We start from the raw sequence: 21,071 nt of genomic DNA on the forward strand, positions 1-21,071 counted from the left end.
TGGGTCTCCTTGCGTTGCGGTACGGACGCGGGTCGGTGCTGTCTCTCTCGCTCACATTCCCCAGCGCAGCGCCGGTGTCCTCACCGGCGCGTCCCACAGTCGCAGCAGCTCCTCGTCGACCTGGCAGAGCGTGACCGAGGCGCCGGCCATGTCCAGAGAGGTGACGTAGTTGCCGACCAGTGTGCGGGCGACGGTGACACCCCGCTCGGCGAGCACCCGCTGGACCTCTGCGTTGAACCCGTACAGCTCCAGGAGCGGGGTCGCGCCCATGCCGTTGACCAGGACGAGGACCGGGTTGCGCGGCGGCAGGTCCTCCAGGACGGCGTTGACCGCGAAGTCGGCGATCTCGCCGGAGGTCATCATGGCCCGCCGCTCCCGGCCCGGCTCGCCGTGGATGCCGATGCCCAACTCCAGCTCGCCGGGCGGCAGATCGAAGGTCGGGGTGCCCTTCGCCGGGGTGGTGACGGCGCTCAGCGCGAAACCGAAGCTGCGGGAGTTCTCGTTCACCTGGCGCCCGACGGCCTCCACCCGCTCCAGCGGCTGCCCCTCGGCGGCTGCCGCGCCCGCCACCTTCTCGACGAACAGGGTGGCGCCGGTACCGCGCCGGCCCGCGGTGTACAGGCTGTCGGTGACGGCCACGTCGTCGTTGACGAGCACCTTCGCCACCTGGATGCCCTCGTCCTCGGCGAGTTCGGCGGCCATGTCGAAGTTGAGCACGTCGCCGGTGTAGTTCTTCACGATGAACAGCACCCCGGCCCCGCTGTCCACGGCCGCGGCGGCCCGGGCCATCTGGTCGGGCACCGGGGACGTGAACACCTCGCCCGGACAAGCGGCCGACAGCATCCCGGGGCCCACGAATCCGCCGTGCAGCGGCTCGTGCCCGGAGCCGCCTCCCGAGACCAGCGCGACCTGCCCGGCGACGGGGGCGTCCCGCCGGACGATCACCCGGTTCTCCACGTCCACGGCGAGGTCGGGATGAGCCGCCGCCATACCCCGCAGCGCATCCGCCACGACGGTCTCCGGAACGTTGATCAGCATCTTCATGTGATCCTCCAAATTACGTTACCAGACTAGTCTCTGACCTGCTCCTTCGCAGGTCAGAGTAGGTTTCGCGGGTTCTTGGTCCTGGCGCCCCGTGGCGGTCCGGAGCGGGTTGCAGCGAGGCTGATGCTGACTCAATGCCGACTTTGGTGACTGTTCGTCAGGTGCAGGTGGGGGCCGTGACCGCGAGCGGCGCAGTTCTCCTGAGCGCAGTATCGACCTTGCGCGCGCGATGGTCACCTGCGCGGGCTCGTCAGGCGCACTTGAGAGGCTCAGGCTGCTTCCTCGTTGCCTGTGATGCCGGGGACCGGTGCAGGCCGAACGGTTCAGCGAGGACTACCACGGCACGTACGCAAACCCGCCCGGCCCTGGGCGGTGCCGTTGCACTGGCACGGGGCCATCGGCGGGATGGAGGTCGCTCGGGTGCCGGCCCACATCTGTAAAATCCACGAGATTTCCAACGCCGCGCTGTATTGGCCGCCGGTGCGGTCGTAGACGACGAGACAGGGGTGGACGTCGGCATCGTGCACGCGGCCCAGGGCCACCGCCGCGGAAACGGGCACGGCGGCCAGAACGTGCAGTCGCCGCAGGAAACGTGCCACATCTCCGCCACGGCGTTGGTGATCTGCAAAAGATACAGGTCACCGGTTTCGGTGGCGGGACAGAGGGCCGCGGCGGTGTCCGTGCAGGCGGCGAGCGCCGCCGGGACGGCGAGGGGCACATGAGCGTCGCCGTCTGAGGTTCCCCAGCCGACCCGGACGGCGCCGCGCTCGTCGATGAGGATGCGGGAGTCATCGTCTCCCAGGCCCCGCAGCCCATTCACGCAGCCGGATGCGGTTGGCCGTCCGACGCACGTCCTGACTCTTCGGGGATGTCGGCGCGGTCCACCTCCGCAATCAGGAACTCCCCGTTGTCCAGCGGGATTCGCACCAACTGCGCCATCGATGTCCCCCGTCCTGCCGCGCTGCCACAGACCTCCGTCGTCATACGACGTGCCGTTGCCGGACACCGATCGGTCAGCCGTTTCCAGTGAGCCGACAGCACGACCGACGGCGCGACGAGCATCCCGTGCCCGCTGAAGGCGGTAGGCCCACGCGTGGTGCCGTTCGGCCCCCGGACCGGGGCCGGTCGCCCGCTGCCGGACCACGTTTCGCTCCTCCACCGTGGACACCAAAGCTCACCCCCAGCACCGGCCGGACGTACAAGGCGGGCTGGGCCCTACGCATGGGACGGACGCCATGACCCCTTTCCGCGACACCGAAGGATCACCTGCCGGAGCGGCACCGGGCGGCACGGCGGCTCCGCCTCGTGCGCCCGCGCTGTGGTCAGCGGCCAAATGGATCGTGCCGATCGTGGTCGGGCTGACCGTCTATCTGCTGCCACAGCCGGACGGGATCAAGTCCGGGGGATGGGCCGTGCTGGCCATATTCACCGGCACGGTGCTCGGCCTGATTCTGCAGCCGCTACCGCTCGGAGCGGTAGCCCTGGTCGGTCTGACCATGACGATGATCACCGGGACGCTCGAACCGGACGTCGCATTGGGCGGCTTCGCCGAGCCGACGATCTGGCTGATCGTGGCTGCCTTCTTCATCTCCCTCGGCATCACCAAGACCGGTCTCGGCCGCCGCATCGCCCTGATGTTCGTACGCGCCCTCGGCCGCAGCAGCCTGGGCCTCGCGTACGGCATCACCCTCACCGACCTGGTGCTGGCCCCCGCCACGCCCAGCAACACCGCCCGCTCAGGCGGTGTCATCCACCCCGTGATCCGCTCGCTGAGCACCAACGCCGGCTCGCACCCGGGCGATGAGAGCCGCCGTAAGCTGGGCGCCTACCTGAGCGTGACCGCGATGCAGATCAACGCCGTCACCAGCGCCATGTTCCTGACCTCCATGGCCGCCAACCCGCTGGTGCAGAAGCTCGCCGCCGACCATGGCATCCATCTCACCTGGACCAACTGGGCACTTGCGGCCCTGGTGCCCGGCCTGGTCGCCCTGCTGGTGCTGCCGGCCCTGCTGTACCGCGTCTTCCCGCCCGCCGAGCGCGCGACGCCCGAGGCACCGCGCCAGGCCCGCGAGCAGCTCGCCGCACTCGGACCGATGTCCCGTCAGGAGTGGACGATGGCAGGGGTGTTCGTGCTCCTGCTCCTGCTCTGGTCGGTCGGCGGCCAGGTCTGGGACCTCTCGGCCACTGTTTCCGCCTTCACCGGTGTGGCCCTGCTCCTCGTGACCGGGGTGCTGACCTGGGAGGACCTGGCGGCGGAGAAGGCGGCCTGGACCACCCTGGTGTGGTTCTCCGTCCTGGTGATGATGGCGGGTCAGCTGCAGGAACTCGGAGTGATCGACTGGTTCAGCCGCACCATCACCGACGCCACGTCGGGCGTGGGCTGGGAGTGGGCGTTCGTGGTCCTGACGCTGGTCTACTTCTTCTCCCACTACCTGTTCGCCTCCAACACCGCGCACGTGGCGGCGATGTACGCCGCCTTCCTCACCGCCGCCACCGCCACGGGCGCACCACCGGTCATGGCGGCCCTGGTCCTCGGTTTCGTCAGCTCCCTCTACGGCGGCCTCACCCACTACGCCTCCGGCCCGGCTCCCGTCCTCTTCGGCGGCGGCTACGTCACCCTCGGCGAGTGGTGGCGCACGGGTCTGATCGCCGCCGGCGCCGACATCGTGATCTGGATGGGTGTGGGCGGGGCGTGGCTGAAGCTGCTCGGCCGTTGGTGAGCCTCGCACCTGCGGGTGTGGGCCCCGGGTCTCGTGCCGGGGCCCACACCCGCATCACGGCTTCGTCGGATCCAGGGCTACGGGACCGAGACCCTGGCCGCTGTCTCCGTATCCGGTTCGGCCGCCGCGAGGGCCCGATTGTGGCGGACGGAGGACCAGAACGACCAGCCGATCAGGACGACGCCGACGAGGCCGGTGATGACCTCGTTGATCTCGTACTGGATGGTGACCATGAGGATGACGGCCAGGGCGCCGATCGCGTAGTGGGCGCCGTGCTCCAGGTAGACGTAGTCGTCCAGGGTGCCCTGGCGGACCAGGTACACGGTGAGCGAGCGGACGTATACCGCGCCGATGCCGAGGCCGAGGGCCATGAGGACGATGTCGTTGGTGATGGCGAAGGCGCCGATCACGCCGTCGAAGGAGAAGGACGCGTCCAGCACTTCCAGGTACAGGAACATGAAGAACGCGGCACGGCCGGCCAGGACGACCGCCGATCGCGGCCGGCCGGTCCGGGCGGCCGCTTCCTCCGCCTCTTGTTCCCGTTCCTCCTCATCATCCAACCGGTCCTCGAAGAAGCCGGAAAGACCGCCGACGATCAGGTACGTGATCAGACCGGCGATGCCCGCGACCAGGACCGTCTGCCCCTTGTCGACGTGCACGCCGCCCTCCTGGTGGGCGTGGGCGGCGAAGGTGAAGGACGTGACCAGCAGAACGACCAGGGCGATGCAGACCGACAGCATGTCGACCCTGCCGAGGCGGGCCAGCGGCTGTTCGATCCGGCGCAGCCACTGGATGTCCCGGTCCTCGAAGATGAAGTCGAGGAAGATCATCAGGAGGAACATGCCACCGAAGGCCGCGATCGCCGGGTGGGCGTCGGTCACCAGCTGCTGGTAGCGGTCCTTGTCGGTCAGGGCCAGATGGACCGCGTCGTACGGATTCAGCCGTGCGGTGATCGCGACGATGACGACAGGGAAGGCCAGTCGCATCCCGAACACCGCGATGAGCACGCCCACCGTGAGGAAGATCCTCTGCCAGAACGCGTTCATCTTCTTCAGTACCCCGGCGTTCACGACAGCGTTGTCGAAGGACAGCGATATCTCCAGGACGGCGAGGATCGCCACGACGCCGAGGGCGGTCCAGCCGCCGTAGAGCACTCCCAGAACCAGGCCGAGCGCCGTGCACACGAACGCCCCTCGAAAGGTCTTCACCAGCACGGCCATCCACTCCTGTCGTCATGCGGTCGCCAACGGACAGTACACACAAGGACATACGGCAGGCCCGGCCCGCGCCGCACTGCGCGGGCCGGGCCAGGTACCACCCTCAGCCCATGGTGGTCCTGAGGACGCCGAAGGCCGTCTTCGGGTCGGCCAACGCGTGGTGGATGCCGGGGATCTGCCTGTCGAGGCCGAGCAGCCCGTGTACGGCGTGCATCGCGCCGCGCACGGAGTACTCGACGGTGAAGACCACGTCCTCGGGAATCTCCGTGAACTGACCGAGGAAGGCGAAGTTGGCCGCGCCGCGCGGCAGGACCGGTGGCCGGTCGTGCACCGTGCGGGGGGCGAACTGACTCGTGATGTAGGGCATCATCACCGGAACCACGGTCGTGGTCATCGCGACCTGGTCCTCGATGTCCGACATGTTCAGGTGGCCGAGGAGCTCGGTGAGGATCTCCCTGCCGGTGGCCCCGGCCATCGGCTTGTCCACGAAGTCGCCGACGTTGTCGACGAACAGGCCGTAGCCCCACAGGGTGTAGACGTCCTCGGGCTGCCCCTCGAAGTGCGGTGCGTGCGGCACCACGATCGACATCAGCCAGTTGGAGTCCTTGAACGTCATCAGCGCGCCCGTCCCGGGCAGGTTGCCGGACAGCTCCTCGATGCGGTGCAGGAGCAGCGGGCTGCGCATGGTGAGGGTGAAGGACTCCCACTTCGCCTCGTCCACACTGCCGTTGAACGCGGACGGGCGCCCGAAGTCCTCGGCCTTGGCGGCGATCGTCTCCCACAGCCGCCAGCCACCGTCGCGCTTGTCGCGGATCAGCTCGGGCACGATGTCGTCGCCGCCGTAGGCCGCGTCGGCGGTCATCGAGCCCAGCGTGAGGAACGCGTAGTCCGTGTCCCCGACCTCGTAGGTGTCAGGCTGCCCGGCGCGCTCGACGTGCAGGCGCACGACGCGCCGGGCGCCCCGCTCGTCGGTGGTGAAGTCGACGTCGGTGACCCGCACGCCGTGCTCGAAGCGCACACCGTGGCCCTCCAGCCAGGCCCGCAGCGGACGGATGATCGAGTCGTACTGGTTGAGGCGGGTCCGGCGCACCCCGGACAGGGTGTGCATACGCGGGAACTCCTGCATGAAACGCAGGAAGTAGCGCTTGAGCTCGATGGCGCTGTGCCAGTTCTGGAAGGCGAAGGTGGTGCGCCACATGGCCCAGAAGTTGGTCTCGAAGAAGTGCGGGGAGAAGAAGTCCTCGATCCGCCGGGCTCCGATCACCGCCTCCGGCAGCATCAGCAGCCGGACCAGCTCCAGCCGGTCCCGGGCGTCGAGGCCGTAGTCCGAGGCGTCCAGGACGGTGGCGCCCTTGCCGATGAGGCGGGCCTTGGCATCGGTGGGCCACTTGGCGTTGAACGCCCGGATCTCGTCAAGCACCGTCACCGACGGGTCGGCCGGCGTGGGGATCGTCCCAAGGAGGTTCCACAGGCAGGTGTAGGCCTCCTCCTCCAGCATGCGTCCGCCCCGGGTGACGTATCCGGTGGGCGCGCCGCGACCGTCCATGGATCCGCCGGCCACCGGGAGCTCCTCCAGGACGAGGATGTTCTCGCCCGCGAAACCGCCGTCCCGGACGAGGAACGCGGCGGCCGCCAGTGATGCGATGCCCCCGCCGACGAGGTATGCGCGGGACTGCAGTGGAGCGTCTGACATGACGTCCCTCCGTTCTGCCGCCCGGACACGCCGGGCGGCCGGTTGTGATCGATTCCAGTCAACCCGGGGGCCGGTCGCGCAGGCAGGGGCCGGATGTCCCCGTCCCGGCGCCGATGGACCCACTCGGGAAACCGGTGTCGTCGAGGCCGTGTGCGGAGCGGACGAACCCTCGTGTGTCCGGCGGTGCCGGCAGGAGGCCTCCGGCCGGGCCGGGGGCTGGCTGACCGTCGGCTCCGGAGCCCGCTAGCATCAGTGCGCCGGGGGGCAGGTGGGCGTCGCTGACCAGGACGCCGGGGTGGAGTTTCACGAGGTGAAAAGGGGTGGGGCGGCCATGACTACGCCATCAGTGGACGAGCAGGATCCGCGGGCCGGACTGCGGGACCTGGTAACGATGCTGGACGCGCTCACCGACCATGCTGTCATCAAGCTGGGGCCGGACGGCGAGGTGGTTCGCTGGAGCCGTAGCGCCCAGGCGATGACCGGCTACACCGAGGACGAGGTCGTGGGACGTCCGCCGGCGCTGCTGCGCACCCAGGAGGATTGTGACGCGGGACTGCCGGAGCAGGAACTGGAGACGGTCCGGCGGGACGGTCCGCGGTCGTTCCAGGGCTGGTTGGTCCGCAACAACGGTGAGCGGTTCCTGGCGCACATCAGCCTGACGCCGGTGGCCGGCGGGGACGGGGCGGTGACCGGCTTCGTGGAGGTCCTGCGGGATGTCACCGAGACCGCCCGGGCGGAGTCGCTGTTCCACGGTCTGCTGGAGTCCGCCCCGGACGCCATGGTCATCGTGGGTACCGACGGACGCATCGCGCTGGTCAACCGGCAGGCCGAAGTGCTGTTCGGCTTCGACCGGGCCGAGCTGGTCGGCCGGGAGATCGAGATGCTGGTGCCGCCGCGGTTCCGGGACCGCCACGTCGGCCACCGCAACGGTTTCCTCTCCAACCCCAAGGTGCGGCCGATGGGCGCCGGCCTGGAGCTGTCGGGGCTGCGCCGCGACGGCACCGAGTTCCCCATCGAGATCAGCCTGAGCCCTCTGCAGACCGCCGAGGGCGTGCTGGTGGCGGCCGCGATCCGCGATGTCACCGAACGCCGGGAGACCGAGCAGCGGCTGCAACGGCAGCGCGACGAGATCCTGGAGCTGTCCACGCCGGTGATCCAGGTGTGGGACAAGGTGCTGGTGATGCCGATCATCGGGACGCTGGACACGCTGCGGGCCACCCGGCTGACCGAGGGGCTGCTGGAGAAGATCGCGCAGTCCCAGGCGGAGGTGGCCATCCTGGACATCAGCGGGGTGCCCACCATCGACACCCAGGTCGCCCAGCATCTGCTGAAGACGGTGCAGGCGGCCGCGCTGATGGGGACGGTCAGCATCATGAGCGGGGTGCGTCCGGAGACCGCGCAGTCCATGGTGCATCTGGGCATCGACATGGGACGCCTGCGCTCCCGCAGCACCCTGCAGGACGCGTTGCAACTGGCCCTGGCCGTGCTCGCCGAGCGTGCCGGGACGGCGGAGGCCGCCGCCCGCGCCCTGACGTCCGGAGAGCCGCGATGACCGACGACGTGGTACCTGTCATGCAGATCGGTGACACGTTGCTGGTGGCGTTGCAGGGCGACCTGGACGACACCACCGTGATCCGGATCGAGGAGCAGCTCACCCGGGAGGTCTCCCAGACCTCCGCCACCGGCATGCTCATCGACGTCAGCCGGCTGAGCGTCGTCGACTCCTTCATCGCCCGGGTGCTGGCCCGCATCGTGGCCATGGTTCGGCTGCTGGGCGCCCAGGCGGCCGTGGTCGGCATCCAGCCGGCCGTGGCCATCACCCTGGTCGAACTCGGTGTCCCCATGGGGCACTTGGACACTGCGCTCAACGCCGAGCAGGGCTTGGCACTGCTTCGTCGGCTGCGCCGCGGCGACACCGGTACGGACTGACCATGCCGACGGAGACGGGCCGGGAACCGGCTGTTTTCGACATGGTCGACGAGTCCGACCTGATACGCGTCCGCAAGGTGCTGCGCACCGAGGCCGAGGCGACGGGGCTCAACCTGGTCGACACGACCAAGCTGATCACGGCGGGCAGCGAGCTGGCCCGCAACATACTCAACTACGCGACCGGCGGCCGAGGCCGGATCAGGATCGAGCAGGTGTACCACCAGGGGAGACGCGGCGTGCGGGCCACGTTCGCGGACGACGGACCGGGCATCGAGGACATCGACCAGGCGATGACCGACGGGTTCAGCACCCGCGGAAGCATGGGTCTGGGGCTGCCCGGCGCCCGTCGTCTGGTGGACGACCTGACCCTGACATCTGCTGCCGGTTCGGGTACGACCGTGGTGATCGTGAAATGGCAGCGGTGAGCGGGACCGAGCACCGGCTGTGTGCGATCAAGGCCGAGGAGGACGTCGGCGCGCTGCGCCGAACAGTGGCCCGGATGGCGGCAACCCAGGACGGACTGCGTCCAGGTACCGCCGAGCTGGTCGCCACCGAACTGGGTACCAACCTCGTCCGGCACACCGGCGCCGGCGGTCATGTGCTGGCCCGCAGGAGCGGAGACGGGATCGAACTGATCTCCGTGGACCGCGGTCCCGGCATGCCTGCCGGGACCCTCACCCGCGTTGCTGACACGTCGACCCCCCCGGTGTGGGGGCAGGGGCTGAAAGCGGGCCTGAACGTCGTGCGGCGGCACGCAGCCGAGTTCGACAGCTACTCCACCCGGCGCGGCACGGTCGTCTACGCCCGGCTCGGCGCCTCGGTACCCGTCGACAACGGATGGCGTTCTGCGGGTGTCAACGTGCCGTACGGCGGTGACGGCGAGTCCGGTGACGCGTGGGCTGTCGTACCGGACCGCCGGCTGTCCGCCGTGGTCGTCGACGGTCTCGGGCACGGGCCGGCGGCCGCCGTCGCGGCTCATGCCGCGATCACAGTGTTCGAACGTGAGACGGTCGCCGATCCCGCCCGGTTCATCCAGCGTGCCCACGAGGCGATGCGAGCCACCAGGGGCGGGGTGCTGGGCGCCTGCCTGATCGACCCGGAGCGCGGCGAGCTGACCTTCGTGGCCGTCGGCAACATCACCGGACGGGTGCTCAACGGCGGTCGGGTCGTTCATCTGCTGGACCGGCCGGGCACCCTCGGCACGCACCTCCCGGTCCCCACCACCCGCCCTCAGCAATGCCCGTGGGGAGCCGGCTCGACCCTGATCCTGACCTCGGACGGGATCCGCTCCGGCTGGAACCTCGACGACTACCCGGGCCTGCTGGAACATCACCCGGCGGTCATCGCCGCCGTAGTCCACCGTGACCACGGTCGGCCCACCGACGATGCCACGGTGCTCGTGGTCCGCGACACCCGTGACGCGGCATGATGGACCAGGCTCAGCTCATCTCAGGCGAAGGACGATCAGGCATGGGAAACCCGGGAAGCCTCCGCCCGTATGACGGCTCGGACGCCTCGGCCCACGACGCCTCGGCCCGCGACGCCGGCCCACAGGCCGAGTCGACACGCCAAGCACTTCTGATCACCGAACTGCGCCAGGAGCTGGAGGACACCAACCGGGGCCTGATCGCCCTGCACACGGAGCTGGAGAACGTCCGGCTGGCCGAGGCTCAGCTCGCGGCCATCGTGACCGCGTCCGACGACGCGATGGTCGCCCTGGACACCGACTGCCGTGTCCAGACCTGGAACCCGGGAGCGCAGCGCCTGCTCGGCCATGCCCAGCAACACGTCGTCGGGCAACCGGTCGACATCCTCATGCCTGACGCGGCACGGGCGGCGTTCCGTACGGCGATGGAGCAGATCCGGTCCGACCGGCGTGCCCACTCCCACCAGAGCCGCTGGCGCCGCGCGGACCGTACCGAAGTCGACGTGGCTGTCGGTGTGTCGGCGATGCGCGACGCCGACGGCATCCTGATCGGCTACTGCGCCACGGCCCGTGACATCACCCACGAGCTCGCCGCCCAGGCCGAACTGGCCGCCGCCCGGGCCGACCGCGAAGTGATGGCCGAACGCGACCGCATCGCCCGTGACCTGCACGACATGGTCATCCAGCGGGTGTTCGGCGCCGGACTCGCCCTGCAGGGGACCGCCGTCCGGCTTTCCGGTCCCGACGCCGACCGCATCCACACCGTCATCGACGAACTCGACGCCACCATCGGTGAGTTGCGCACCGCAATTTTCGACCTCCATCAGCCCAACCAGAAGGCCGCCAGCCTCCGGGCCCAGATCCTCGACGAAACCGGCGTCGCGCATGACCGCCTCGGCTTCGCGCCCACCGTTCAGTTCGACGGCCCCGTGGACGCCGCGCTTCCCGACGCGACCGCGGCTCACCTGCTCGCCGTGCTGCGCGAGGCCTTGTCCAACGCCGCACGTCATGCCCACGCGTCCGCCGTCACGGTCTCCGTCACCGTCCAGGCAGGCGTGGCCCTGCTGCTGGAGGTCACCGACAACGGCCGTGGTCTGGACCCGGCAGTCACCCGCAGCAGCGGCCTGACCAACCTGCGCCGCCGCGCGGAGAAGCTGGGCGGTACCTTCCAGATCACGAGTCCCCCCACCGGCGGTACCCACCTGCGCTGGCGCATCCCCCTGTCCACGGCCGACTCGGCACGTACCTCCTGACGTTCGGACCACGCCTCCCGCTTGGCCGACGGCGGAAGGGGAAGCGGTCGAGGCGAGCCCGTCTCTGTTTCCACGCCCCACCACGGCTGCGACCGGAGAGGGGGGACCTTCGGCCCTGCTTGTGGAGACCTTCGGCCGCCGCGCCGAGCAGCACCGCCGGAGGATCCTGAGGGCGACCGATCCGGAGGTTTCCCGTGCGCGACCACGTCGACCGCCCTCAAGGCCGATGCCACCACCGTCACTCGTGGTGGGTGCCGTCGCACCCGGTCCGGTCCGGTCACCGTCCGGCCGCCCTCACCGTCTGCCCTGATACCGAGGCGGCCGGACACAGCACAGGTGCGCCGGGAAGGGCCGCGCGATGAGCACCGACACGGTGGCCGTGCGCCGCCGTCGGCGACACGACGCGGCCGACCGGCCGTTCACCGTCGTCTGGGAGCCCACCCGGGGCAGGCGGCGCGACCGCGGCGAGCCTGCCCCCGACCACTGCCGACGAGAGCTGGACACCGCGGCCGCCGAGGACCATGTGGCGGCACTCGGGCTCGGCGGGCTCTACCGGGAGTTGACCGACAGGGCGGCCGTCCTGGGCCTGGACTCGGACCGGCGTCGGACTCGTCGGCCGCCTTTGGAAGGCGACCCCGTCCGGGAGTGTGTCTTCGTCTCGCATACCGGCAGTGTTCACCCCAGCGGCTCGCTCCCGGTGAGCGCGCGGAACGTGCGTGAAAGGTCTTTGATGTCGATGTACCGGACCTCGCCGCTCTTCACGGGCCTGAGAGCCGACGGCATGCTCGGCGGCCGATGCGGCCGGTGCGAGTTCCGCCGCGTCTGCGGCGGCTCCCGCTCCCGGGCCCACCACGGCACCGGCAATCCGTTCGCCGAGGAGCCCTTGTGCCGCAACGCTCCCGGTTCCTTCCCGTACCAGCGCGAGGTGGCGGCACTGCTGTGCGCCGGAGAGCCGGCGGAGCCGGAGAGCGTGCCCGGTCCCTCCGCCGCCCGGGACGGCGAGGACCGTCGTACACCGGAACACCCGTCGGCTCCCTCGCTGTGGCATCGGTGGCTGGCGCCTCATCCGGGACACGACCTGTGAGCATGAAGAACGAGGAGGCATCATGGGTACCCAAGTCCTGCCGGACGCAGCCGTCATGGAGTCGCTGCTCTCGGCGGCCGTCATGGCTCCGTCGATCCACAACACGCAGCCCTGGCGATTCCGTCTGGACCCCGTCGGCCAGGTCCTGGAAGTCCATTCCGCACCAGGGCGCACTCTGCCGTTGACCGACCCGGTGCACCGTGCCCAGTTCCTGTCGGTGGGTGCGGCGGTCTTCAACATCCGGCTGGCGGCCGTTCACCAGGGCCGGCGGCCCGAGGTGACCCTGTTGCCGGACCCGCAAGTGCCCGGGCTACTGGCCGCCGTCCGGCTGACCGGACCGCTCGCCGCGGACGAACGGACCTCCGGTGACGGCCTCTACGAGGCGATTGCGCGGCGGCACACGAGCCGGCTGCCGTTCACCGGACGATCGGTACCCGAGCCGGTGGTGGCGGAGATGACGGCCGCCGCGCATTCCGCGGGCGCCCGGCTGCATGTGCCGGACTTCGCCGGGACGCGGCGGCTGCTGGGCCTGACCACCACGGCCGAAGCACGCAACAACGACACTCCCGCGCGCACCGCCGAAACCCGCTCGTGGCTCACCGCCCCGGGAGCGGTCGCACCCTACGGCATCCCCGTCACCGCCCTGGGACCGCCCGACGCCGCAGGCCGGATGCCGATGCGTGACTTCACCGGCGGTCCGCCCGTCCCCCGGCCGCCGGCACTCTGGTTCGAACGTCACGTTCAGCTCGCCTTGCTGTGGACGAGCCACGACCGGCGGGAGGACTGGCTGCGCGCGGGCCAGGCACTGCAGTACGTCCTGCTCACGGCCACCGCCCGAGGGCTGCGTACGTCGCTCCTGCATCAGGCCATGGAATGGCCTGAGCTACGGTCCGCGGCAGCACTGCCGGGGGTCAAACGGTGTCACCCGCAGCTACTGATCCGGTTCGGCTACGGTCCGGACGGCGGCAGCACACCACGGGCCGCCGGCGTGCTGAGGTGCGCCACCCGACCGCATTCGCACGAGCCTGACCGACGGCACCCGTCCGAGGATTGATCGTCTGCTCGGCGACAGCACAGCCGGGCCGGCGGGGCGCGAAGGTGGTGATGTCCGGCTGACGACTCCGGCCCCGGACCGTGTGGCCGGTGTCAGCCGTCCGGCGCCTGCTCCGGTGGGGTCTCAGGAGACTCCGGGCGCCCCAGTTCCCGCCCGGTGATCATCTCGGAATCGATCCGGACGAACACCGGATCCCGTGTCGGCATCCATGAGCGGGGGCCGGTCTGTGACAGCCGCGCGTGTTCCGCGGAGCCGCTCACCACGGTGGCCCGTCCGGTGACGACCACACTCCAGCCGGACCGGTTCTCGGCATCGAAGTCATCCGCCTCGAAGGCGACCACGACGCCTTCGACGGCACGGACCAGTTCTGACTCCGAGGCGGTGCACAGCAGCACCGAGGAATCCGCGTCCAGCGAGAAGTTGACCGGGAGGACTGCGGGCAGCGCCTGCCGGGTGTAGACCACGCGGCCGACCGGCACCTTGGCGAGCAGGCGCAGGCACTCCTGGCGGTCGAGTACGCGAAAGTCGTCGTCCCGGGGCATCTGGCCATCCTCCTCGTACCGCGGGCATGGATGTAGGGCCGACCGGCCCTTTCGCCAGAGCTGCTCGGGGGCTGCTCGGCCCGTGCTCAGGGGGCGTCCGCCCGCGCGTGGGTACCCAGGTGCTCACAGGCGAATCCGCATGCGCACGGCACGTGCACGGCAGGGGATGGGTGGACGGCATGGCCCTGCCGTCGAAGGCAGGGACGGGCAGTTCTGCGCCGGTCGTCCTGAGCCCGGGTGCCCGAAGCCGTCAGGTGTCTCGTTCCGTCAGTTCTATCTCGGCCCAGATGGTCTTGCCGGTGGGCTGGTGGCGGGTGCCCCAGCGGTGGGCGAGCTGGGCGATGAGCAGCAGGCCGCGGCCGCCCTCGTCGTAGGTGCGGGCGCGGCGCAGGTGCGGTGCGGTGCCGCTGGCGTCGGAGACCTCGCAGAGCAGTGTGGTCCCCCGGATCAGCCGGAGCTGGACGGGCGGTTGCCCGTAGCGGATGGCGTTCGTGACGAGTTCGCTGACCACCAGCTCGGCCGTGAACGCCACGTCCGGCAGGTGCCAGGCGTCCAGCCGGGCCAGCACCTGTGCCCGGGCGTCGGCGACCACGGCCGGATCGGAGGGCAGGTCCCAGGTGGCGACCTGGTCGGCGTCGAGCGCCCGGGTGCGCGCGACGAGCAGGGCGACGTCGTCCTCGGGCTGCGCAGGCAGCAGACTCCGGATCACCTCGTCGCAGAGAGTTTCCAGAGGCCGGGAGACGGGCTGGTCAAGGCATTGGAGCAGCCGAGCCTGCCCCTTGCCCAGGTCGTGCTCGGCGCCCTGGAGCAGGCCGTCGGTGTACAGCGCCAGGAGGCTGCCGGGGGGCAGTTCCCACTCGACCGTCTCGAAGGGCAGCCCTCCCACACCCAGCGGCGGGCCGGGCGGCACATCGACGAGCTCCGCCGGTCTGTCCGTCCTGGCGACGGCGGGCGGCGGATGGCCCGCGCTGGCGGCCGTGCACCGGCGGGAGACCGGGTCGTAGACCACGTACAGGCAGGTGGCGATGACATCGGCGGCGATGGCGAGGTCGGACTCGTGGTCCGCGGTGCTCTCCTCCTCGGCGGCCAGGAGGGTGACCAGGTCGTCGAGGTGGGTGAGCAGTTCGTCGGCGGGAAGCTCGACGTCGGCCAGGGTGCGCACCGCGGTCCGCAGCCGTCCCATGGTGGCCGACGCCCGCAGTCCGTGGCCCACCACGTCGCCCGCCACCAGCGCGACCCGGGCGCCGGAGAGCGGGATCACGTCGAACCAGTCGCCGCCCAGCCCGGCCCGGGTCCGGGCCGGGAGGTAGCGGTGGGCCACCTCGACCGCGTCCTGGGCCGAGATCCGCCGGGGCAGGAGGCTGCGCTGCAGGGCCAGCGCGGTGCCGCGTTCGAGGGTGTAGCGGCGGGCGTTGTCCACGGCCACGGCGGCGCGAGCGGCGATCTCCTCGGCCAGCAGCAGGTCGTCGTGGGTGAACGGGTCCTCGCGCCGGTGCCGGACGAGGACCGCCACGCCGAGGGTGATGCCGCGGGCGCGCAGCGGAATGACCATGAGGGAGTGGATGCCGAACCTGCGGACCACTGCCGCCCGCCCGGGATCGGCTTGTACCCAGCCTCTGGTCGCCTCGTCCTGGGTGCTGTGCAGCGAGGATGTGCCGGTGGCCAGGCAGCGGACGGGGGGTGCGGAGGAGGGGTAGTCGTCCACGTCTCCGGGCTCGATCAACGCTTCGGGCATACCGGGCAGGATCGACTGCTGCGCCGCACGCCGCAGCGGGACCGCGCCCGTCGTGGAAGGCTTCGGCTCGACTCCGCGGAACAGGGAGTCGAGCAGGTCGATGGTGACGAAGTCGGCGAACCGGCCCACCGCGAAGTCGGCCATCTCCTGCGCCGTGCGCATCACGTCCAGGGTGCTCCCCACCTGTGCGCTGACGTCGTTCAGCAGTGCGAGCCGCTCCCTGGCCAGGTACTGCTCGCTGACGTCGAGCGCGGAGACCTCCACGTGCCGCACCTGCCCGGCCGGTGTGACGAGCGGGGACACGGTGACGGACCAGACCTTCTCCGACGCGTCCGGCCGGGCTCTGCCCCGCACATGGAAGCGCTCGGCCTCGCCCGACACGAGCACCCGTCCCATGCCGTCCTCGACCCGGCTGCAGAGGTGGGGCGGCAGGATCTCGGTGACGCGCCGACCGCGCATCCATTCCTCGCCCAGCCCGAGCTCACGTGCGGCACCGGAGCTCGCCCGCACGGCCCGCAGCTCGGCGTCGTACACCATCACGGGCAGATGGCACTGCGCGAACGCCTCGTACGCCGTCACCAGGTCCGGCCGGGACCGTTCCGGTGGCGTCACGATGAGGACCCGCTGGGCGTGGCCTCGGTGGTTGACCGACGGATACACCCGCACCTGTGCCTCCACGGCCCGGCCGTCCCGATGCCGGAGCAGGGCCTCTGCGACGTGCGTGCCGAGGGCCGGAGGGCCGTCCTCGCTCCCCGCTTCCGAGACGATCAGACGGCTGACGGGGCTGCCGACGACCTCCTGACAGGAGTAGCCGAGCAGGCGCTCGGCACCGGGACTCCATCCCGTCACGACTCCCCGGTCGTCGACGACCGCCGTGGCCGAGTCCACCGGATCGGGCGGTGTGCCCGGGTTCCCGCTTGATGGGATGGCATCGCGCATGTCGGTCACCGCCCGTTCTGCCGGCTCGGCCACCGTGGCCCCGGACGAGCGCCAGGAGGTCACGGAGCGCCCGAGGCGACCGGTCCTCGCCACGTCGGCCTCGTACCTCGCTTCTATCGTTCTCCACTCGCTCCCGCGCGTCACTTCCATCGTTCATCGCAGCCTTCGCGCGTCATGCGGGACAAGTCCGGACACGTCCAGCCCCTGGAAGGCCGGCAGAGGCATGCAGCCAGGAGGCGGCGACGGTTCTCGGCCCACCGTGACAGCTTGGTCACCGTGTGTGCTGGTGCGGGGGCGGAATGGTCACGGAGAGTGAGGAAGGCCCATGAGCTCGCTCTGCTTGGACGAAACCACTGGTACAGCAGCGGAAGTCGTCTCACCGGCTCTCCACCGCGTAGCCACCGGCGCGCGATGAGCACGTGGCTGTGCCCCGGGACCACACGGCCTCGCGGCAAGGGGCCGAACGACGCATCGGCGGGGCCTGCGGCCCCTGCCGACGGCGGCGGGGCGGGGCCAGCATCGTCTGCGGAACCGCCGTGTGTCCCGGCGAGCCGTCATGAGGCGATCACGGCACTCGGCGGCCCCTTCCACCGTGCAAGGGAGCAGAAGGGAACGGGACATGACCCACCAGAACGTGGTCGTCGGAGTGGACGGTTCACTGGTCGCCGTACGGGCGCTGGACCAGGCCGCCGACGAGGCCGTGCGCCGCGCCGCCGGGCTGCACATCGTGTACGCCGTGGCCGATCGCGACGAGGCCCCGCCGGTGCTCGCCTCCGCCGCGGCACGCGTGCGCGGACGGCATCCGGGCCTGCCGGTCGTGATCAGCGCCGTCGAGGGCGACGCCGTGGAGACACTCGTCCACGAGGGCGCGGGCGCGGCCCTCACCGTCGTGGGCACCCGGGGGCTGGGCGGAATCACCGGCCGGCTGGCGGGTTCGGTCAGCCTGCGGCTGGCCGCGCAGACCCGGGGGCCCTTGCTGGTCGTGCGCGACGACTGCCCGCGCGACCGGGGTACGCCCGCCGCGGAGCGGGAGCGGGGAACACACGGCGGGCCTCCGGTGCTGCTGGGTCTGGAAGGCGACGCCGACGCGGACGTGGCCGCCTACGCCTTCCAGGAGGCGGAGCGGCGCCGGGTGGCGCTGCGCGTCCTGCACGCGGCGGCCCATCGGCACACCACTCCCGAAATGCCCTCGCCGATCCCGGCGGCCGGCCCCGGCCGGCGGCATGGCGACCTGGACGACCGGGCCGAGGAAGCCGTGCCCCGGTTCGGTGTGGCCCGGCTGCGGGAGCGGTACCCGGAGATCTCCGTGGACGCCCGTACGGTGCGCACCAGCCCGGCGCGGGCGCTGGTGGAGGCCACGCGGGAGTCGGCCGTCGTCGTCATCGGCGTCCATCGCCGGCCCGGCCCGCTCGGCCGGCGCCTCGGCCCCGTCGCGCACACCCTGCTGCACCGCTCCCACTGCCCGGTGCTGCTCGTTCCCGTCACCGGCTGACGGGTCCTCAACGTCCCTCGCGAAGCGGGACGTTCGGCCCTGTGAGGCGGGCGGGGCGGCCCCCTGCGGAGCGGTCACGACAGCGGGACATTGAAGGCGCAACGAGAGTCGTCGGATCCTACGCACCACCCCTTGGAAGGGATGACCATCATGGCAGTCCACCACGACCACCCCCGCCGGCACCTGGGGTTCCGCCTTCCGTCCCTGCGCAGGACGGGGACGGCATCCGAGTCCGGTGAGGTGACGACCGCGGCGGCGACGGCGACCACCGCGTACGCGCTCGCCGGGCTCCGCCTGGTGACCGGGTTCGTCTTCCTGTGGGCGTTCCTGGACAAGACGTTCGGCTTCGGCTACGCCACCCCGTCCGGAAAGGGCTGGATCGACGGCGGCTCGCCCACCAAGGGCTTCCTGAGCGGTGTCGCCGCCGGCCCGATGGAGTCGACGTTCCACGACTGGGCCGGACAGGGCTGGGCGGACTGGCTGTTCATGCTCGGCCTGCTCGGCATCGGCCTCGCGCTGACAGCGGGCATCGGCCTGCGCATCACCGCGCTCGCCGGCACCCTGATGATGGCGTTCATGTGGATCGCCGAGTGGCCGCCGGCCAAGCACCTCTCGGACGGTTCGCCGAGCATGTCCACCAATCCGTTCGCCGACTACCACCTCATCTACGCCGTCGTCCTCATCGCCCTCGCGGCCGCGGGTGCCGGCGCGGTCTGGGGCCTGGGCAAGATCTGGGCGCGGCTTCCCTTCGTCAGCCGCAACCGCTGGCTGCTCTGACCCCCCGGAGACCCTCCGGAACACACAGAAACACGGCAGGCCCCGCAACGGGGCCTGCCGTGTTGTGCCGGTGGCCCGACGCCGCGTCAGCCGTTGCAGAGGACGAGCAGGCAGGGGCGATCCGGGGGCGAGGGCGAGGGCGCTACGCCAGACAGCGCGCAGCATGCGCGGTGCCTCCGCGGGGATGCCGTCCCCTTCAGTCCTCTTCAGTCCTCGGGCACCATGTCGATCGCGAACCCCTTGCCGGCACCCGGCTTGGTGATCGCGTTGTCGGGACGGACGCCGTAGCAGTTGCCGCACGACATGCGGCGCCGGGCCTCGAAGAGCGCGGTCGACTCGTCGAGACCCTGCACCACCTCGTCGAACGTCGAGACGCGGCGTGCCAGTTCGAGCCGTGGCCGGACCGTGGCGGGCGCGTCCGAGCAGTACCAGGTGTTGAGCCGCGCGGCGTCGGCCGGCGGGTGCCTGGTCCCGGGGGGCGCGGGACACGACGGTCTCGGCGACCGCCCGTGACCCCTCAGTCCGCTTCAGCGGGGAGACGCTCCTCCCTGGCGATCCTGACGTGGTCGTACTCCTCCCGGGCCGCGTCCGCGGTGGCCTCCCCGACCGGGCCGGGGAAGCGGTCCTGGACTGCGGCGGCCAGGGAGTCGATCGTCACGCAGCCGGTGAGGGCCGCGAGGCCGCCGGGCAGGACGGCCCCGGGCACCGGACGGCCGGCATGGCGCAGCGCGAGCGTGGTGGCGGGGGCGGTGACGACGGGCCCGGTGAGCCTGTCCAGGCCCAGGTCGTGCGCGCCGCGCGGGGAGTTGTCCAGGACCGGGCCTCCCGGCCGCAGTCCCTCGAAGACGTTCACCTGGTGCAGCAGCGTCGCGTCCTGGATCACCAGTGCGTCGGGCCGCGTGACCGGCTCGCGGACGCGGATCGGACGGTCGTCGATCCGGCAGAACGCCGTCACCGGCGCACCCGTCCGCTCCGATCCGAAGCTCGGGAAAGCCTGCGCGTACCGGCCCTCCACGAACGCGGCCACCGAGAGCAACTCCGCGGCCGTGACGGCCCCCTGGCCGCCCCGGCCGTGAATACGTACCCGGAACACAGCACCCTCCAAAGGGCGAGGGCCGGATCGTGGCGCCGGGGCGGGCCCGTGCCGTACGACGCCCCGGCCCCGGGGAACTCACTCGTGCGGCACGACCGCGACCGGGCAGCGCACGTGGTGCATGACGGCGTGCGCGACGGGCCCGGTGTGCGGGCCCAGCCGGCCCGGACGGATCCGACGGCCGACGGCCAGCAGACCGGCGTCCTGCGCGGCGCACAGCAGCCGCTGCGCCGGATGCCCCTCCTCCGCCTGCTCGACGACCTCCACGGCGGGGAACTTCTCCCGCCACGGGGCGAGCGCCACATTCAGGGCCCGCCGGGCGGCGGCCTCCTCCGCCTGGTGCGCCCCGGCCTCCGCGGCGGCCCGCACCAACGGCAGCCGCCAGGCGTACACCGCCCGCAGCGGCGCGCCACGCAGGGCCGCGCTCTCGAACGCGAACGCGAGGACCTGCTCAGCGGGCCGCACCGCGTCGACACCGACGACCACGGCACGGTGCGGGGAGCCGGCCGACGGGCGCCCCTCCGCGTCCGGGGTGTGCTCGTCCTCGGCGGTCTGATCGGCACGGACGAGTACGACGGGCCGTTCCACCCGGGTCACCGTCTGCAGCGCCACCGAACCGGCCAGGAACCCGCCGAAACCGCTGAACGCCCGGCTGCCGAGCACCAGCAGTTCTCCGGCGTCGCCCGCGGTGACGAGTGCCTCGGCGGCGGGCTGGGCGATCTGCTCCGCGCTCAGGTACAGCTGCGGATACCGCTCGCTGATCCGGTCCATGGATTCGCGCAGGATCCGCCGGGCCCAGTGGCGCGGGATCGAGAGCTCCGGCAGTTCCGACTCACCGGCGGCCGGTACCTCGACCGCGTGCACCAGGCGGAGCGGCAGGCCGCGCCGCAGGGCCTCGCGCGCCGCCCAGTCGGCGGCGGTGAGGCTCTCCCGCGATCCGTCCAGTCCTACGACTACAGGGCGAAGCACGATCCTCACCTCTCTCGGATCCGCGCCCGCGCCCGGGTGGTGCGGGCTCCCTGCCACCAGCGTCTCTGAGCGGCGTCGGCCGGGGCAGGGGCTGCCCGGCCCCG

19 protein-coding genes are annotated in these 21,071 nt (G+C 71.2%); 10 read left to right on the forward strand and 9 right to left on the reverse strand.

Going from position 1 to position 21,071, the window contains the following annotated elements; all coding sequences use genetic code 11:
• Positions 1–51 precede the first annotated feature (51 nt).
• On the reverse strand, positions 52–1,044 hold the full coding sequence (gene dhaK, locus SSP29_RS48065) for a dihydroxyacetone kinase subunit DhaK (protein ID WP_089107344.1): 993 nt from the start codon (positions 1,042–1,044) through the stop codon (positions 52–54).
• A 323-nt stretch (positions 1,045–1,367) separates the two neighbouring features.
• Positions 1,368–1,643 carry a hypothetical protein gene (locus SSP29_RS58995; RefSeq protein WP_089107345.1) on the reverse strand — a complete coding sequence of 92 codons (276 nt, stop codon included), beginning with the start codon at positions 1,641–1,643 and terminating at the stop codon, positions 1,368–1,370.
• Positions 1,644–2,384: 741 nt separating this feature from the next.
• Here SSP29_RS58995 and SSP29_RS48075 point away from each other — a divergent pair.
• Complete coding sequence (locus SSP29_RS48075; RefSeq protein WP_245883571.1) at positions 2,385–3,764, forward strand: DASS family sodium-coupled anion symporter; 1,380 nt, start codon at positions 2,385–2,387, stop codon at positions 3,762–3,764.
• 77 nt (positions 3,765–3,841) lie between these two features.
• On the opposite strand, the gene SSP29_RS48080 is transcribed toward SSP29_RS48075, so the two are convergent.
• Complete coding sequence (locus SSP29_RS48080) at positions 3,842–4,978, reverse strand: DUF475 domain-containing protein (RefSeq protein ID WP_089107416.1); 1,137 nt, start codon at positions 4,976–4,978, stop codon at positions 3,842–3,844.
• A 106-nt stretch (positions 4,979–5,084) separates the two neighbouring features.
• Positions 5,085–6,674, reverse strand: a complete 1,590-nt coding sequence (locus tag SSP29_RS48085; RefSeq protein ID WP_089107346.1) for an oleate hydratase — start codon at positions 6,672–6,674, stop codon at positions 5,085–5,087.
• 331 nt (positions 6,675–7,005) lie between these two features.
• On the opposite strand from SSP29_RS48085, the gene SSP29_RS48090 reads away from it, so the two are divergent.
• From SSP29_RS48090 to SSP29_RS48120, 7 genes are all read left to right on the forward strand, one after another.
• Positions 7,006–8,226: a PAS domain S-box protein gene (locus tag SSP29_RS48090; RefSeq protein ID WP_089107347.1), complete on the forward strand. Its 1,221-nt coding sequence runs from the start codon at positions 7,006–7,008 to the stop codon at positions 8,224–8,226.
• Entirely contained in the window at positions 8,223–8,603 is a 381-nt protein-coding gene (locus SSP29_RS48095) for an STAS domain-containing protein (RefSeq protein WP_089107348.1), read from the forward strand. Before SSP29_RS48090 ends, SSP29_RS48095 begins: the two co-directional genes overlap by 4 nt.
• A gap of 2 nt (positions 8,604–8,605) precedes the next feature.
• Entirely contained in the window at positions 8,606–9,028 is a 423-nt protein-coding gene (locus SSP29_RS48100) for an anti-sigma regulatory factor (RefSeq protein WP_089107349.1), read from the forward strand.
• Positions 9,025–10,032, forward strand: coding sequence for a SpoIIE family protein phosphatase (locus SSP29_RS48105; protein WP_438363850.1), 1,008 nt, complete (start codon positions 9,025–9,027; stop codon positions 10,030–10,032). The genes SSP29_RS48100 and SSP29_RS48105 overlap by 4 nt, the downstream gene beginning before the upstream one ends.
• A 41-nt stretch (positions 10,033–10,073) precedes the next feature.
• On the forward strand, positions 10,074–11,282 hold the full coding sequence (locus tag SSP29_RS48110) for a PAS domain-containing sensor histidine kinase (protein WP_167450190.1): 1,209 nt from the start codon (positions 10,074–10,076) through the stop codon (positions 11,280–11,282).
• Between the two features lie 358 nt (positions 11,283–11,640).
• Positions 11,641–12,366 (forward strand): hypothetical protein, encoded by a 726-nt coding sequence (locus SSP29_RS48115; RefSeq protein ID WP_089107352.1) that lies wholly within the window; start codon positions 11,641–11,643, stop codon positions 12,364–12,366.
• A 22-nt stretch (positions 12,367–12,388) separates the two neighbouring features.
• Entirely contained in the window at positions 12,389–13,420 is a 1,032-nt protein-coding gene (locus tag SSP29_RS48120) for an Acg family FMN-binding oxidoreductase (RefSeq protein WP_150136377.1), read from the forward strand.
• 92 nt (positions 13,421–13,512) lie between these two features.
• Here the strand turns inward: SSP29_RS48120 and SSP29_RS48125 are convergent, their stop codons facing one another.
• Both SSP29_RS48125 and SSP29_RS48130 read right to left on the reverse strand, forming a co-directional pair.
• The gene (locus tag SSP29_RS48125) at positions 13,513–13,962 is read right to left on the reverse strand and encodes a pyridoxamine 5'-phosphate oxidase family protein (protein ID WP_089107353.1); all 450 of its coding nucleotides are present in this window, start codon (positions 13,960–13,962) and stop codon (positions 13,513–13,515) included.
• Between the two features lie 250 nt (positions 13,963–14,212).
• Positions 14,213–16,636 carry a SpoIIE family protein phosphatase gene (locus SSP29_RS48130; protein ID WP_089107417.1) on the reverse strand — a complete coding sequence of 808 codons (2,424 nt, stop codon included), beginning with the start codon at positions 16,634–16,636 and terminating at the stop codon, positions 14,213–14,215.
• A gap of 619 nt (positions 16,637–17,255) precedes the next feature.
• Between SSP29_RS48130 and SSP29_RS48135 the strand changes: the two genes are divergently transcribed.
• Complete coding sequence (locus tag SSP29_RS48135; RefSeq protein ID WP_174856073.1) at positions 17,256–18,128, forward strand: universal stress protein; 873 nt, start codon at positions 17,256–17,258, stop codon at positions 18,126–18,128.
• 150 nt (positions 18,129–18,278) lie between these two features.
• Positions 18,279–18,905, forward strand: a complete 627-nt coding sequence (locus SSP29_RS48140; RefSeq protein WP_089107419.1) for a hypothetical protein — start codon at positions 18,279–18,281, stop codon at positions 18,903–18,905.
• A gap of 206 nt (positions 18,906–19,111) precedes the next feature.
• Here SSP29_RS48140 and SSP29_RS60715 read toward each other — a convergent pair whose 3' ends face one another.
• The 3 genes from SSP29_RS60715 to SSP29_RS48155 all read right to left on the reverse strand — a co-directional run bounded on the left by SSP29_RS60715 (position 19,112) and on the right by SSP29_RS48155 (position 20,967).
• Positions 19,112–19,261, reverse strand: coding sequence for a hypothetical protein (locus SSP29_RS60715; RefSeq protein ID WP_245883572.1), 150 nt, complete (start codon positions 19,259–19,261; stop codon positions 19,112–19,114).
• A 161-nt stretch (positions 19,262–19,422) separates the two neighbouring features.
• Positions 19,423–19,998: a 2-oxoacid:acceptor oxidoreductase family protein gene (locus SSP29_RS48150; protein ID WP_089107354.1), complete on the reverse strand. Its 576-nt coding sequence runs from the start codon at positions 19,996–19,998 to the stop codon at positions 19,423–19,425.
• A gap of 78 nt (positions 19,999–20,076) precedes the next feature.
• Complete coding sequence (locus tag SSP29_RS48155) at positions 20,077–20,967, reverse strand: universal stress protein (protein ID WP_089107420.1); 891 nt, start codon at positions 20,965–20,967, stop codon at positions 20,077–20,079.
• Positions 20,968–21,071 lie beyond the last annotated feature (104 nt).

Source organism: Streptomyces hyaluromycini, assembly GCF_002217755.1.
Classification (GTDB): domain Bacteria; phylum Actinomycetota; class Actinomycetes; order Streptomycetales; family Streptomycetaceae; genus Streptomyces; species Streptomyces hyaluromycini.